12 protein-coding genes are annotated in these 13,897 nt (G+C 63.6%); 3 read left to right on the top strand and 9 right to left on the bottom strand.

What is annotated here, in order from left to right; genetic code table 11:
* Positions 1-344: 344 nt before the first annotated feature.
* Positions 345-533 carry a DUF1192 domain-containing protein gene (locus IB263_RS19405; protein ID WP_034806142.1) on the bottom strand — a complete coding sequence of 63 codons (189 nt, stop codon included), beginning with the start codon at positions 531-533 and terminating at the stop codon, positions 345-347.
* Complete coding sequence (locus tag IB263_RS19400; RefSeq protein WP_192438881.1) at positions 520-1,821, bottom strand: MFS transporter; 1,302 nt, start codon at positions 1,819-1,821, stop codon at positions 520-522. The genes IB263_RS19405 and IB263_RS19400 overlap by 14 nt, the downstream gene beginning before the upstream one ends.
* A gap of 293 nt (positions 1,822-2,114) precedes the next feature.
* On the opposite strand from IB263_RS19400, the gene IB263_RS19395 reads away from it, so the two are divergent.
* Positions 2,115-2,270 carry a hypothetical protein gene (locus IB263_RS19395; RefSeq protein ID WP_180316428.1) on the top strand — a complete coding sequence of 52 codons (156 nt, stop codon included), beginning with the start codon at positions 2,115-2,117 and terminating at the stop codon, positions 2,268-2,270.
* Positions 2,271-2,438: 168 nt separating this feature from the next.
* The gene (locus tag IB263_RS19390) at positions 2,439-4,319 is read left to right on the top strand and encodes a tetratricopeptide repeat protein (RefSeq protein WP_034806145.1); all 1,881 of its coding nucleotides are present in this window, start codon (positions 2,439-2,441) and stop codon (positions 4,317-4,319) included.
* A gap of 42 nt (positions 4,320-4,361) precedes the next feature.
* Here the strand turns inward: IB263_RS19390 and IB263_RS19385 are convergent, their stop codons facing one another.
* On the bottom strand, positions 4,362-5,876 hold the full coding sequence (locus tag IB263_RS19385) for an MFS transporter (protein WP_192438880.1): 1,515 nt from the start codon (positions 5,874-5,876) through the stop codon (positions 4,362-4,364).
* Positions 5,877-5,982: 106 nt separating this feature from the next.
* On the opposite strand from IB263_RS19385, the gene IB263_RS19380 reads away from it, so the two are divergent.
* Complete coding sequence (locus tag IB263_RS19380) at positions 5,983-6,534, top strand: TetR/AcrR family transcriptional regulator (RefSeq protein ID WP_192438879.1); 552 nt, start codon at positions 5,983-5,985, stop codon at positions 6,532-6,534.
* Between the two features lie 17 nt (positions 6,535-6,551).
* On the opposite strand, the gene IB263_RS19375 is transcribed toward IB263_RS19380, so the two are convergent.
* The 6 genes from IB263_RS19375 to tkt all read right to left on the bottom strand — a co-directional run bounded on the left by IB263_RS19375 (position 6,552) and on the right by tkt (position 13,829).
* Positions 6,552-7,487, bottom strand: a complete 936-nt coding sequence (locus IB263_RS19375; protein ID WP_192438878.1) for a PhzF family phenazine biosynthesis protein — start codon at positions 7,485-7,487, stop codon at positions 6,552-6,554.
* 211 nt (positions 7,488-7,698) lie between these two features.
* Positions 7,699-8,724, bottom strand: a complete 1,026-nt coding sequence (locus IB263_RS19370; protein ID WP_192438877.1) for a class I fructose-bisphosphate aldolase — start codon at positions 8,722-8,724, stop codon at positions 7,699-7,701.
* Between the two features lie 246 nt (positions 8,725-8,970).
* Positions 8,971-10,167 carry a phosphoglycerate kinase gene (pgk, locus tag IB263_RS19365; RefSeq protein WP_192438876.1) on the bottom strand — a complete coding sequence of 399 codons (1,197 nt, stop codon included), beginning with the start codon at positions 10,165-10,167 and terminating at the stop codon, positions 8,971-8,973.
* On the bottom strand, positions 10,167-10,757 hold the full coding sequence (locus IB263_RS19360; RefSeq protein ID WP_060605923.1) for a putative glycolipid-binding domain-containing protein: 591 nt from the start codon (positions 10,755-10,757) through the stop codon (positions 10,167-10,169). Before IB263_RS19360 ends, pgk begins: the two co-directional genes overlap by 1 nt.
* A 5-nt stretch (positions 10,758-10,762) precedes the next feature.
* Positions 10,763-11,773 carry a type I glyceraldehyde-3-phosphate dehydrogenase gene (gene gap, locus IB263_RS19355; protein WP_192438875.1) on the bottom strand — a complete coding sequence of 337 codons (1,011 nt, stop codon included), beginning with the start codon at positions 11,771-11,773 and terminating at the stop codon, positions 10,763-10,765.
* Between the two features lie 73 nt (positions 11,774-11,846).
* Complete coding sequence (tkt, locus tag IB263_RS19350; protein WP_060605920.1) at positions 11,847-13,829, bottom strand: transketolase; 1,983 nt, start codon at positions 13,827-13,829, stop codon at positions 11,847-11,849.
* Positions 13,830-13,897: the final 68 nt, after the last annotated feature.

Raw genomic sequence — 13,897 nt, 5'->3', positions numbered from 1 at the left:
CCCTGGTTCAAACGCATCACGACAGTCAGGTAGGGTACGGTTTTGGGAAATAAATCCTTGCCCGTCTCTATGCTTGAAGAATGATCCGATAGCGCATTTCGCGCAAGAGCATTCTTAAGAAAGGGTTAATCTCCACAGTTCTTTGGATAAACCTATGCCAAAACAAAAAAAGAGCCGCGGAAAGCGGCTCTCAAGGTAAAACAGGGAGAAAAATCAGACCCATTCGCCAGTCGGTGAAATTGTCTGAAACCGGAAAGCTCCGGATGCCCTGACAATCGCAGATAATGCTTAATGCCGCGTTAAACGCGCTTCGTTTTGCTGCGGTGCGACCTTACGCCGCCGGATCAGCGAAACAGGTTCTCGGCGGCCGAGCGGCTGGCGGACTTGCGTGTCCGCTCCGCCTCCAGCCGTGCAATCTCCTCGGTCAGAAGGGTGATGCGTTGCGTCAACTCGTCAACCGACAGCAGCGCGAGATCGCTGCCAATTTCATGGGCCACCTTCTTTTGCGGCCGATCGTCGTCAAACAGGCTCATCGGACTGATCCTCCCATTCCGGACCTTTGTCTGGCTCGTTGCGTGTTTCGTCAAACGGGGCCGCGCGCGGCGAAAGCTGCAGGCTTTCCGGCGTCGTCGGCGTGCCGGCGTTGACCGGCGAGAAGGCGTCGCGGTCGGATACCGGCACGGGTGCGCGCATCCGGCTGCGGATGATGGCGTAGGCGGTGATCAGGATATGGGCGCAGGCGGTGATCATGAACAGGCCGTAGGGGCCCGCCGCCGTCATGACCGGGCCGCCGATCGTCGGCCCGATGATGGTGCCGATGCCGTAGAGCAGCAGCAGGCCGCCGGAGACCTTGACGAAGTCCTCGGCCGTCGCGAAGTCGTTGGCGTGCGACACGGCGATCGGATAGAGCGCGTTGGCCGCCGCACCGTAGATCGCAATCAGCGTCAGCACGATCCAGACCTGGGTCGGCTCGACCAGGAAGATCAGCAAGCCTGCGAGAGCGCCGACCCCGGCAAGTGCTGCCAGGACGTAGCGCCGGTCGATGCGGTCGGACAGCCGCCCGGCCGGCAACTGCATGACGGCGCCGGCAAAGATCGCCACGCTCATCATGGCGGCGACGGTGCTGTCGGAAAGTCCCGCCTGGCGGCCAAAGACGGCGCCGAGCGTGCCGAACGCGCCGTTGGCAATACCGACGAGCAGGATGCCGAGGAAGGAAACCGGCGAGTTGCGGTAAAGGCCGCGCAGGTCGAGGCTCACCTTCTTCAGCGGTTGCGGCGAGGCAGCCGTGGACAGAAGCGTCGGCAGCATGGCGACGCAGTAGAGGATGCCGCAGATCATGAATAAGATGGTGGTGGAGGTATCGCCGAAGGGGATCATCATCTGGCCGCCGACGACGCCGAAGAGCGTGATGGCAATATAGAGCGAGAAGATGACGCCGCGGCTCTCGTTGGTGGCGCGCTCGTTCAGCCAGCTTTCGATGATCATCGAGGTGCCGGCAGTGGAGAAGCCTGTCAGCGCCCTGAGGATCAGCCACCAGGTCGGATCGATCAGGATGCCGGTCATTAGCGCGACGATGGCGATGAGCGAGGCAAAGACGCTGAAGGCGCGCACGTGGCCGATGCGCTTGACGACCGTGGGCGCAAAGAAGCAGCCGAGAACGAAGCCAGCAGCCCAGGATGTGCCGATCAGCCCGAGGATGGTGGTGGGATAACCTTCAGCGGTGCCGCGCACGGGAAGAAGAAGCCCCTGCAGACCATTGCCCAGAAAGAGAAACAGCGTGCCGAGCAGGAGGGCGGCGACCGGGAGCAGGTTCTTTCTCATCATTCATCCGAAATTCGTTCTGCCGTCAGCAAGTTAGGGCGGTGCCTGGTGAATTGCCAGCCGGTTTCTGATTGCAGCGTCTGGCATTGCCGCAGGTTTTGTCCTTCGATGGGAGACGAATGACGCAACATGCGGCGGCCGGTCATTGCAAATCGCCCGCGGAAACACTAGCCCTTTTTGCCAAGCGCAACGTATCGCTAGTCCTCGGGGGAGGCGGTGCTGCGTGCGACGAAGAGTGCCGGTGTTACGAACGCTTCACCGGTTGAGGCAGCCTCCCGGTAGACGAGGGCAACATGCAGAAGGCGATCGCCCTTTTTCTGCTTCTGATCATGGCCATTCAGCTCCTCTGGCCGATCGGCATTCCGGGGCTGCGCCGCCGTCGCGATTTCTGGAAGGTCGCGGTCTTCGCCATCGTGATGATGATGGTGACGGTGTTGATCCGTCCCTGACCCGGCCGCCCCGCCGCAACTCCCCGTTACCTTTGGAACTCCATCGCCTCCGGCTCGCCGCTACCTTGGTTGCGAAACCTGTCGTTTCAACCAGAAAAGGGCGCAGGACAGATGGGAAAGAAAGCGCTAAAGTGCGAACCTCATTCGGGAGATGACTTCGAGGGTTTCTTGGAACGCCGGCTTGCTGCCATTCTCGCTGCCGATGTCGTGGGGTACAGTCGCCTGATCGGCGCTGACGAAACCGGCACGCTGGCCGCCATGAAACGGCACAAGAGCGAACTCGTCGATCCGAAGATCACCCGTCACAAGGGACGCATCGTCAAGCTCACCGGCGACGGCATCCTGGTCGAGTTCGCAAGCGTCGTGCACGCGGTCGCCTGCGCCGTCGATATCCAGCGCGGCATGCTGCTGCGCAACGAAAGCGTGTCGCCGCTGAAGCGCATCGAGCTCAGGATCGGCGTGCACCTCGGCGACATCATCGTCGAGGATGGCGACATCTTCGGGGACGGCGTCAATGTCGCGGCGCGTCTCGAAGGCCTCGCAGAGCCGTCGGGCATCGCCGTCTCGGCTTCCGTGCGCGATCATGTAGGGTCGCGCCTGGATGTCGGCTTCGTCGACAAGGGCGAACACACGCTGAAGAACATCGCCGCCGGCGTTCACGTCTATTCGGTGGCGCTCGGCGCCCCGACGAAGGTCGCGTCGGCACCGAACGGATCGTGCCCGGTGGTGCTCGACGATGGCTACGGGCTCTCGGTCGGCGTGCTTCCCTTCACCAATATGAGCCACGATCCGGAGCAGGAATACTTCTCCGACGGCATCACCGAAGACATCATCACCGATCTTTCGAAGATCTCGAAGCTGCACGTCGTCGCCCGCAACACCGTGTTCACCTACAAGGGTCGGTCGGTGAAGGTGAAGCAGGTGGCCCAGGAATTGGGCGTCCGCTACATCCTCGAGGGGAGCGTGCGCAAGGCGGGCGCGCGGGTGCGCATCACCGGCCAGTTGATCGATGCGCTGACCGGCACGCATCTCTGGGCCGACCGCTACGACCGGGACCTGACTGATATCTTCGCGATCCAGGACGAAATCACCCATGCGATCGTCGACCAGTTGAAGATCAAGCTGCTGCCGGCGGAGAGGCGGGCGATCGAAAGCGACCCGACGACAAGCGTCGAGGCCTATACCTACTATCTGCGTGGCCGGCAGTTTTCCCACGCCTGGACGCGCTCCTATCTCCTGCTCGCGCGGCGCATGTTCATGAAGGCGGTGGAGCTCGATCCGGATTTTGCCCGCGCCTATGCCGGCATTGCCGACTGCGAGTCGGCGCTTCGCGACTGGCACGAGGATGAATTTCCGCTGCAAGGCATCCTGTCCATGACCGACAAGGCGCTGGCGCTCGACCCAGACCTCGCGGAGGCCCATGCGTCTCGCGGTCTCGTGCTGCACCAGGACGGCCAATGCGACGAAGCCGTCGCCGCCTTCGAGCAGGCGCTGGCGCTGGATGCCGGGCTCTACGAGGCGAATTTCCACTATGGCCGCTTCCTGTTCATGCAGGGCGCGTTCGAAATGGCGATTCAGTTCTTCAAGCGTGCCGCCGATATCCGGCCGGACGACTACCTGTCACCGATCCACCTGATGAGCGCCTATCGCACGCTCGGCCGGGATACTGAACGCAAGCAGTGGGCGCGCATCGGCATCGCTCGGGCGGAGCGGGCGCTGGAGCTCAACCCGGAAAACTCGGGCCCGGCCCACCGCGGCGCGCTGGCGCTTGCCCATATGGGCGAGGCCGACCGTGCGCGCGAATGGGCAGCGCGGGCGCTGGCAATCGATCCCGATGACGTGGTCGCCCGCTACAACACGGCCTGCGTCTTCTGCATCCTTGGCGATATCGACGCGGCCCTCGATCTTCTCGAAACCTTGCTGCCGCAGAGCTCCTGCTACCAACTGCTCTGGTTCAAGCAGGATTCCGACCTCGACGCGGTGCGCCACCATGTTCGCTTCCAGGCGATGGTCGAGGCGATCGCGAAATGCGAAGCCGGATTGCGCTGACCGCCGGACAGTCGTTTCCATCCGGCGGCTCGAAGCTTGCTGTTAGTGGTGGCCCGCCTGGCGGGATCCCTGAGGGGTGCTGACGCGCCCGGCCGTCAGCCACCAAATGGCCGCCCCGGTCACGAACAGCATTGCTGTTGCCACCATCACGACCGCGGTAAACGCTCCTTCGAAGGCGAGGCGGGCACGGCTCACCAGTTCGCTCGCCACATCCGCCGGCAGCTTCTCGGCGAGGAGCAGGGCTTCATCGAGGCTGTCGCGCGCCATCGGCGGGATTGCAGCCCCCTCCGGCAGGACGAGGAAGGCGGTGTAGACGACCGACATGACTGTGCCAAGCACGGCAATGCCGATCGCACCGCCAAGCTCGAACGAGACCTCCTCGATCGATGCTGCCATGCCGGCCCGTTCCGGCGGGGCGTTGAACATGATGGCGCTGGAGGCGGCGGTCATGGAGGCACCGATGCCGAGGCCGAGGACGACGAGGGTGACGATCTGGGCGAGCGCGCCGGTTTCATGGACGAGCAGATAGCCGCCAAGACCGAGAGCCGCCAGGATGAGGCCCGAGCGCAGCACCACTTCGGCGCCCAGGCGCGGCAGCAGGGTGCCGGTCAGCGGGCCGGCGACGAAAGCCGCAAGCGGGATCGGCAGAATGAAGACACCCGCCTCGAGCGGCGAAAAGCCCTCGACGAGCTGCAGCTGCTGGCTCAGCACCAGTTCGATGCCGACGATCGAGGCGGATGCCACGAGCGCTGCGGCAACGCCGGAGGAAAACACCGCATTGCGGAAGAGGCTGAAGTCGATCAGCGGATGCGGGCTGCGGCGCTGGCGGCGCACGAAGAGAAAGAGCGCGATAGCGCCGATCACGGCGGCAGCGAGACCCGCTTCCAGCGACGGCTCGCGCTTGCTCGTTTCCTTGACGGCATAGGCAAGGCCGATGAGGCCGACCATGATCTGCAGCGAACCGATCGCGTCCCAGGGGTGTTTCGGATTGCCGGCGTTGTTCGGCAGCACGACGAGGCCGAGCACGAGGGCCATCGCGACGACCGGCACGTTGATGAGGAAGACCGAGCCCCACCAGAAGTATTCGAGCAGGAAACCGCCGAGCACCGGGCCGATCGCGGCACCGCCCGAAGCGATCGCTGCCCAAACGCCGATCGCCAGCGCGCGTTCGCGTTCGTCGGTGAAAGTGAGCCGGATGATCGACAGCGTCGCCGGCATCATGAGGGCAGCGCCGACGGCGAGCAGGACGCGACCACCGATCAGGATCGCCGGTGTCGGCGCATAGGCGGCGATCAGCGAGGCGATGCCGAAGACGGCAAGGCCGACGATGAAGGGCTTCTTGTGGCCGAGCCGGTCGCCGAGCGTGCCGAGGCCGGGTAGAAGACCAGCGACGACGAGAGCATAGGCGTTGACGATCCAGAGCTTCTCCGACGCGGTGGCGCCGAGATCGTGGGTCAGGCGGGGCAGGGCGGTATAGAGCACCGTCATGTCGACGACGATCAGAAAGAGCGCGCTCGATACTATGGCCAGAATGAGCCAGCGATTTTGCGGAAGCATGGTACACCTCGGTGGCCGCCACTGGGAAATGGGGGCTGGGCCTTGTTTAAATCAGGGGCGTTGGTTATTTGAATACGTACGTATGGATTTGAAATAGGAAGTCAAGATGGGACGGCGACGAACAATCGATCGGGACAAGGTTCTGGACGCGGCGGAGGCGGTGGTGAATTCCGTCGGCGCGGCCGGCCTGACGATCGATGCCGTCGCCAAGGCTTCCGGCATCACCAAGGGCGGCGTGCAATATTGCTTCGGCAACAAGGACGGCCTGATCGACGCGATGATGCAGCGTTGGTTCGACGAGTTCGATACCGCGGTAGCGGCGGAGGGTGGCGACGATCCTGATCCGATCAAGGCGATGCGTGCCCATGCATCGGTGACCGCCCGGATGAACACGGCCGACAATGCCCGCACATCCGGCATGATGGCGGCGCTGCTGCAGCGGGAAGAGCACATGGCGAAGAACCGCGCCTGGTACCGCGCCCGCCTCGATGGTCTCGACCTCTCGACGGAGGAGGGGCGCAGGGCGCGAATGGTGTTTCTCGCGACCGAAGGCGTCTTCCTGCTGCGCGGCTTCGGCTTCCTCGAGATGGACAACGCCGAATGGCAGGATATGTTTGCCGATATCTTGAAGCTTCTGCCGGAGCGCGACCGCGCCTGAGGGCGAGGAAGGACGCTCTAGAGGTCGATCAGCCCGCGCATGGCGCTGACGCACTGGCCGGAAAGGCTGACCTTGCGAACGACACCACCCTGCTTTCGGACATGCGCGCCGATGAGGCTGCGGCGCCCCATCTCCACACCCTGCTCGATGATGATCTCGACATCGATATCCTGCTCCTGGATGAGCGAGACGAGATGGGCGGAAAGTGCTGCCGAGGCGCTGCCGGTTGCCGGGTCCTCGTTGACATTGTCGAGCGGCGCGAACATGCGTGCCCGGATCTGCCATGGCGCCTCTGCCGAGCGAGCGTAGAGGAACAGGCTGAAACTGTCTTCCTCGGGTTTGTAGCGCGCGTTGGCCGCCTGGAAGGCGGTGACATTGGGTTGGGCGGACGACAGCGTCGCGACATCCTTGATTTCGGCGACGGCGAAGGGCAGCCCGACGGAAAGCCGGGTCGGCGCATGCACGCGTCTGCTGACGGCTTCAGGCGCGAGCGACGCGCAGGCGGCGATGGTGTCGGCGTCGATTTCGGGGCCGACGGTCAGGCTGCGCGGTACGACGATGGTGGCGCCCACCACTACACCGCCTTCCCGCAGCAATGTGGCCTCGACAAGGCCGGCCTTTTCCTCGAACCGCAGGATTTCACCGGGCGCGCGGCCGAAGATTTCCTTTTGCCCGCCGAGCACGAAGGCCGTGCCGACATTGGGATGACCGGCAAAGGGGATCTCCGTCGTCGGCGTGAAGATCCGGACTTCCGCCGTGTTGGCGGGGTCGCGCGGCGGCAAAACGAAGGTGACTTCGGAATAGCCGAATTCGGTCGCGATCGCCTGCATCTGACGATCGCTCAAGCCGCGGGCGTCGGACATGACAGCCAACTGGTTGCCGGCGAAGCGCTCGTCGGTGAAGACGTCGACGGTGACATAGGCAACGGATTTCGGCGCGGTGTCAGAGGTCATGGTCCTGGCTTTCGCTGGTTGGGCGCCGTTGGCGCTCATCGTGTCGGCTCTGAAGCCAAGGCTTAAGGCAGCCGACACACCGCACAAAGACGCGAACTTGTCCGGGTGACAAGTTCCCCGACGCCGACGAAGCCGTCACCTCGCAGGCGCGCCAACCCTTTGGCAAAAAAAAGGGCCGGCGGACGGCCCCTTCTCATCCGGTAGACCTGGCTTAGGCAGCCTTCTCGAGTTCCTTCTTCCACGTACCCCTGGCGGCAAGGCTGCACATCTCGGCGCGATGCGAGAAGGCGCGCTGGCCGGCGCCGATGTTGTCGGCCTTGCCGTGCCAAGCATTGAGCGCCTCCTGCTGCAGCGCGCGGCCATAGGAGAAGGTGAGCTTCCAGGGCAGGTCGTGGCTGGCATTCATTGCCGAGAGGTGGGCGGTCGCTTCCTCGGTCGACTGGCCGCCCGAGAGGAAGGCGATGCCCGGTACCGCCGAAGGCACCGTGCGCTTCAGCACCCGGATGGTGCGCTCGGCCACTTCGGCGACGGAGGCATTGCGGGCCTTCTTGCCGTCGATCACCATGCTCGGTTTCAGGATCATGCCTTCGAGCTTGACGCGCATGGCCGCCAATTCTTCGAAGGTTGTCCGCAGCGTCCACTCGGTCACCTGTTCGGAGCGATCGATCGAGTGATCGCCCGGCGCGCCGTCCATCAGCACTTCCGGCTCGACGATCGGGACGATGCCGGCGTCCTGGCACAGGGCGGCGTAGCGGGCGAGCGCATGGGCATTGGCGCGAACCGCACCGGCGGTGGGCAGCGTATCGGAGATGGAGATCACGCCGCGCCACTTGGCAAAGCGTGCGCCGGCCTCGTGATATCTCGCCAACCGCTGGGCAAGGCCGTCGAGGCCTTCGGTGATTGTCTCGGCCGGGAAGTTCGTCATCGGCTTGGCGCCCGCATCGACCTTGATGCCGGGGATCGAGCCGGCCGCCCGGATGATGTCGACGAGCTGGGTGCCGTCGACCGCATGCTGGAACAGGGTTTCCTCGTAGAGGATGACGCCGGAGATGTATTTGCGCATCGCCTTTTCGGCGCGCAGCAGCATCTCGCGGTAATCGCGCCTGGAGGTTTCGGTGGATTCGAGACCGATCGTATCGAAGCGCTTCTTGATCGTTGCCGTGGACTCGTCAGCGGCAAGCAGTCCGCGGCCATTGGCGACCATGGCGACGGCGATGTCTTCCAGTTTTTCCGTCATGCTTTTTCTCTCCCTAGACAGCGCCGATCATCAGGATCAGGCGAACACTGAAACAGTTGCAGGGCCGACGGTGCACGGGGCAACCGCCACGCTCCCAACAGGAGCGCGAGTAACAGGTGAAATTGTCCAGGAAAATGGCGGGAAAATCGACTGAAACGATTTAAAATTTTTTAATCGTTTGAATAAATGAGGTTTTTTCTTGATGGCCGGCGCGTGAGAGTGCTTCCCACGCGCCGGTTGTATGACTTACTTCTGCTTCAGGATGTCGACGCCCGGAAGCGGCTTGCCTTCCATCCACTCCAGGAATGCGCCGCCGGCGGTCGAGACGTAGCTGAAATCGTCGGCGACTTCGGCATGGTTCAGCGCCGCGACGGTATCACCACCGCCGGCAACCGAGACCAGCGAACCCTGACGGGTGCGGGCAGCCGCATGCTTGGCAACGGCAACGGTGGCCTTGTCGAAAGGCGCGATTTCGAAGGCGCCGAGCGGACCGTTCCAGACCAGCGTTTCGGCCTTGGAGATCCAGTCATTGACGGCCGCGATCGACTTCGGGCCGACGTCGAGAACCATGGCATCGGCGGGAATGGCGTTGATGTCGACGACTTCGTTGTCGGCGCCGGCCTTGAACTCACGGGCGATCACGCCGTCTTCCGGCAGCACGATGGCGCAGCCGGCCTTGTCGGCAGCGGCGATGATCGCCTTGGCGGTGTCGGCGAGGTCATGCTCGCACAGCGACTTGCCGACATTGATGCCCTTGGCAGCGATGAAGGTGTTGGCCATGCCGCCGCCGATGACGAGCGCATTGACCTTGGTCACGAGGTTCTGCAACAGGTCGATCTTGGTCGAGACCTTGGCGCCGCCGACGATGGCGACGACCGGGCGCTTCGGCTGGCCGAGACCCTTTTCGAGCGCTTCGAGTTCGGCCTGCATGGTGCGGCCGGCATAGGCCGGCAGGTGATGGGCAAGACCTTCCGTCGAAGCATGGGCGCGGTGGGCGGCCGAGAAGGCGTCGTTGACGTAGATGTCGCCATTGGCGGCGAGCGCCTTGACGAATTCGGCCTCGTTCTTTTCCTCGCCCTTGTGGAAGCGGGTGTTTTCCAAGAGCAGCACGTCGCCGTCGCTCATTTCGGCGATCGCGTTCTTGGCCTTGTCGCCGATGCAGTCGGCGCCGAAATGAACGCGCTGGTCGAGCACGTCCTCGACGGCAGGAGCGATCGTCTTCAGCGACATGTCGGCGACCGGCTCACCCTTCGGACGGCCGAAATGGGCGAGCAGGATGACCTTGGCGCCCTTCTCGGACAATTCGCGGATGGTCGGCGCGACGCGCTCGATGCGGGTCGCGTCGGTGACCACGCCGTCCTTGACCGGCACGTTGAGATCGACGCGCACCAGAACGCGCTTGCCGGCGATGTCGGTCAGATCGTCGAGGGTCTTGAAAGTCATCAGATAGTCTCCGGTGATAGTCTTTGGAAAAGGGTGGGGTAGTCGATGACGAGGCCGTCCTCGTCTACGGGCAGTTCCGCGGCAAAACTGCGGTCCTCGGCCTCGTAGCGATAGAGCCTGAAATCATCGAGGCAGGTGTAGTGCTGGCCGTCCACAACAGGCTGAAACGTGTCGAACGGCACGTAGAGCATCTTCAGTCTGGCGGTGCCGGACTGGCTCACAAGGCCGAGGCGGCGGATCGGCAGCGTGTTGGTGAAGGGCGTTCCCGCGAGGTCGATATCGATACAGCCGTCGAATTCGGGGAGGGGCGTGCCGCGTGCCGTCGCCCATTCGCCCGGAACGTCCGAGCGCAGATGCAGGCTGCGGCCATCGGTGGTGTCGACCATCAATTTGCGAACGTGCCAGCTGTCGTCGCAGTCGATCCGGTAGCGCGCGCCATAGGGCGTGCCGCCGCGGCTGCCGATCAGAACGCCGACGGCGCGGATGACCGCGCCGTCGGTGGTGTCGATTTTTGTCAGCGTCAGGTGTTCGAGCCCTTCCCCTTCCAGCGGACGCCAGCGGACCGTCGTTGAGGAGAGGGCGCGAAACATCTGTCTTAGATGAGCTTGGCGAACGCGACCGCCGTGTCGGCCATGCGGTTCGAGAAGCCCCACTCGTTGTCGTACCAGGTGAGGATACGCACGAAGTTGCCTTCGACGACCTTGGTCTGGTCGATCGCGAAGATCGAGGAGTGGCTGTCATGGTTGAAGTCGCGCGAAACGAGCGGCTCTTCCGTGTAGCCCAGAACGCCCTTGAGCGCGCCATTGGAGGCGGCCTTGATGGCGTTGGTGATTTCCTCGACCGAGGTGTTGCGCTTGGCGACGAACTTGAAGTCGACGACGGAGACGTTCGGGGTCGGGACGCGGATCGACGTGCCGTCGAGCTTGCCCTTCAGTTCCGGCAGAACCAGGCCAACGGCCTTGGCGGCACCGGTCGAGGTCGGGATCATCGACAGAGCGGCAGCGCGGGCGCGGTACAGATCCTTGTGCATCTGGTCGAGCGACGGCTGGTCGTTGGTGTAGGAGTGGATCGTGGTCATGAAGCCGTGGTTGATGCCGATGGTATCGTTCAGGACCTTGACGACCGGAACCAGGCAGTTCGTCGTGCAGGATGCGTTGGAGATGACCAGGTGGTCCTTGGTCAGCTGGTCGTGGTTGACGCCGTAGACGACCGTCAGGTCGGCGCCGTCGGCCGGAGCCGAGACGATGACGCGGTTGGCGCCGGCGGTGAGGTGGGCTGCAGCCTTGTCGCGGGCGGTGAAGATGCCGGTGCACTCCATCGCGATGTCGATGCCGAGTTCCTTGTGCGGCAGCGTTGCCGGATCCTTGATCGCGGTCACCTTGATCGGCTTGCCGCCGTTGATGGTGATCGTGTCGCCTTCGACCTTGACCTCGGCCGGGAAGCGACCGTGGATCGAGTCATAGCGCAGCAGGTGAGCGTTGGTCTCAACGGGGCCAAGGTCGTTGATCGCAACGACTTCGATGTCGGTGCGGCCGGATTCGACGATCGCGCGGAGCACGTTGCGGCCGATGCGGCCAAAACCGTTGATGGCGACTTTCACTGTCATGGGTCTCTCCCTGTCTGACTGACGTGGTACGAAAAAAAGCGGGGCGCACCTTTCGGCGCGCCCCGCAGATTGATCAGGCGAGCTTCGTTTCCGCGGCGGCGACCACCGCCTCGGGCGTGATGCCGAAGTGCTTGTAAAGCTCCTTGTAGGGGCCGGAAGCGCCGAAGCTCGACATGCCGATGAAGGTGCCATCGCTGCCGATGAAGTGATCCCAGCCCTGACGGATGCCGGCTTCGACGGCGATCTTGACCGGCGAGTTGCCGATGATCGCCTGCTGGTAGTCTTCGCTCTGCTCGGCGAAAAGCTCGAAGCAGGGAACGGAGACGACACGGGTCGAGATGCCCTTGGCGGTCAGCGTCTGGCAGGCCTTGACGGCGATTTCGACTTCCGAGCCAGTGGCGAAGATCGTGACCTTGGCGTCGGCGGCCGAGATCAGGTCATAGGCGCCGCGGGCGCAGAGGTTTTCTTCCTCATACTCGGTGCGAACGGCCATCAGGTTCTGGCGCGTCAGCGCGATGCCGGACGGACGGTTGTGGCTTTCGAGCGCCAGCTGCCAGCACTCGGCCGTTTCCGTGGCGTCGGCCGGACGGAACATCAGGAGGTTCGGGATGGCGCGCAGCGCTGCCATATGCTCGACAGGCTGGTGCGTCGGGCCGTCTTCGCCAAGGCCGATGGAATCGTGCGTCAGCACGTGGATGACGCGGATGCCCATCAGAGCGGCAAGGCGGATCGACGGACGGCAATAGTCCGAGAAGATCAGGAAGCCGCCGGAATAGGGGATGACGCCGCCATGCAGCGCCATGCCGTTCATGGCAGCGGCCATGCCGTGCTCGCGAACACCCCAATGGATGTAGCGGCCGGAGAAGTCGTCAGGGGTGATCGACTTGGTCTGGCTCGTCTTGGTGTTGTTCGAGCCGGTCAGGTCGGCCGAGCCGCCGATGGTTTCGGCCAGAACGCCGTTGATGACCTCGAGCGCGTCTTCGGAAGCCTTGCGGGTTGCCGGCGACGGCTTGGTTTCGGCGAGCTTCTTCTTGTAGTCGTCGATGGCGGAGGACAGACGGCCTTCGAGCTCGCCGGAGAAGCGGCGAACGAACTGGGCCTTCTTCTCGGCCTCGCTCTTTTCAAGACGGTCTTCCCACTCCTTGCGCGCCTTGGTCGAGCGCAGGCCGGCCAGACGCCAGGCGTCGAGAACGTCCGAAGGAACGACGAAAGCTTCGGCTTCCCAGCCGAGTGCCTTGCGGGTGGCGGCGATTTCCTCGGCGCCGAGCGGCGAGCCGTGAACCTTGTGGGTGCCGGCCTTGTTCGGTGCGCCGAAACCGATCGTCGTCTTGCAGGCGATCATCGTCGGCTTGTCGGACTTCTGAGCCTGGTCGATCGCAGCGGCGATCGCTTCCGGATCATGGCCGTCGACGGCAATGGTGTTCCAGTTGCTGGCGCGGAAGCGGGCGTGCTGGTCGGTCGAGTCGGCGATCGAGATCGGGCCGTCGATCGAGATGTTGTTGTCGTCCCAGAAGACGATCAGCTTGTTGAGCTTCAGGTGGCCGGCGAGCGAAATCGCTTCCTGGCTGATGCCTTCCATGAGGCAGCCGTCACCGGCGAGCACGTAGGTATAGTGCTCCATCAGGTCGGAGCCGAATTCGTCGCGCAGCTTGCGCTCGGCGATCGCCATGCCGACGGCATTGGCAATGCCCTGGCCGAGCGGACCGGTGGTCGTCTCGATGCCGGCGGCGTGGCCGTATTCCGGGTGGCCGGCGGTGCGGGCGCCAAGCTGGCGGAAGTTCTTGATCTCGTCGATGGAGATGTCTTCGTAGCCCGTCAAATAGAGCAGCGAATAGAGCAGCATCGAGCCGTGGCCGGCCGACAGCACGAAGCGGTCGCGGTTCGGCCAGGAGGGGTTCTTGGGGTCAAAGCTCAGATAGCGCGTGAAGAGGACTGTCGCTATGTCGGCTGCACCCATGGGCAGGCCAGGGTGGCCGGAATTTGCCTTCTCGACGGCATCCATGGAGAGGAAACGGATCGCATTTGCCATCCGGTCGTGTTTTTCGCGAGAGATCATGACTGTTCCGTTTGCGTTCGGTGGTCAGGGAACGGTCTCTATCCTCCAAAGACCGCGCAAGAAGCGGC

This window comes from Ensifer sp. ENS03 (assembly GCF_014852035.1).
Classification (GTDB): Bacteria; Pseudomonadota; Alphaproteobacteria; order Rhizobiales; family Rhizobiaceae; genus Ensifer; species Ensifer adhaerens.
This window is presented reverse-complemented; position numbering and strand designations above follow the sequence as displayed.

What these genes read in the sequence shown, in the direction of transcription:
- IB263_RS19405 (WP_034806142.1), bottom strand. Translation starts at nt 533, where the DNA reads ATGAGCCTGTTTGACGACGATCGGCCGCAAAAGAAGGTGGCCCATGAA.
- IB263_RS19400 (WP_192438881.1), bottom strand. Translation starts at nt 1,821, where the DNA reads ATGAGAAAGAACCTGCTCCCGGTCGCCGCCCTCCTGCTCGGCACGCTG.
- IB263_RS19395 (WP_180316428.1), top strand. Translation starts at nt 2,115, where the DNA reads ATGCAGAAGGCGATCGCCCTTTTTCTGCTTCTGATCATGGCCATTCAG.
- IB263_RS19385 (WP_192438880.1), bottom strand. Translation starts at nt 5,876, where the DNA reads ATGCTTCCGCAAAATCGCTGGCTCATTCTGGCCATAGTATCGAGCGCG.
- IB263_RS19380 (WP_192438879.1), top strand. Translation starts at nt 5,983, where the DNA reads ATGGGACGGCGACGAACAATCGATCGGGACAAGGTTCTGGACGCGGCG.
- IB263_RS19375 (WP_192438878.1), bottom strand. Translation starts at nt 7,487, where the DNA reads ATGACCTCTGACACCGCGCCGAAATCCGTTGCCTATGTCACCGTCGAC.
- IB263_RS19370 (WP_192438877.1), bottom strand. Translation starts at nt 8,724, where the DNA reads ATGACGGAAAAACTGGAAGACATCGCCGTCGCCATGGTCGCCAATGGC.
- pgk (WP_192438876.1), bottom strand. Translation starts at nt 10,167, where the DNA reads ATGACTTTCAAGACCCTCGACGATCTGACCGACATCGCCGGCAAGCGC.
- IB263_RS19360 (WP_060605923.1), bottom strand. Translation starts at nt 10,757, where the DNA reads ATGTTTCGCGCCCTCTCCTCAACGACGGTCCGCTGGCGTCCGCTGGAA.
- gap (WP_192438875.1), bottom strand. Translation starts at nt 11,773, where the DNA reads ATGACAGTGAAAGTCGCCATCAACGGTTTTGGCCGCATCGGCCGCAAC.
- tkt (WP_060605920.1), bottom strand. Translation starts at nt 13,829, where the DNA reads ATGATCTCTCGCGAAAAACACGACCGGATGGCAAATGCGATCCGTTTC.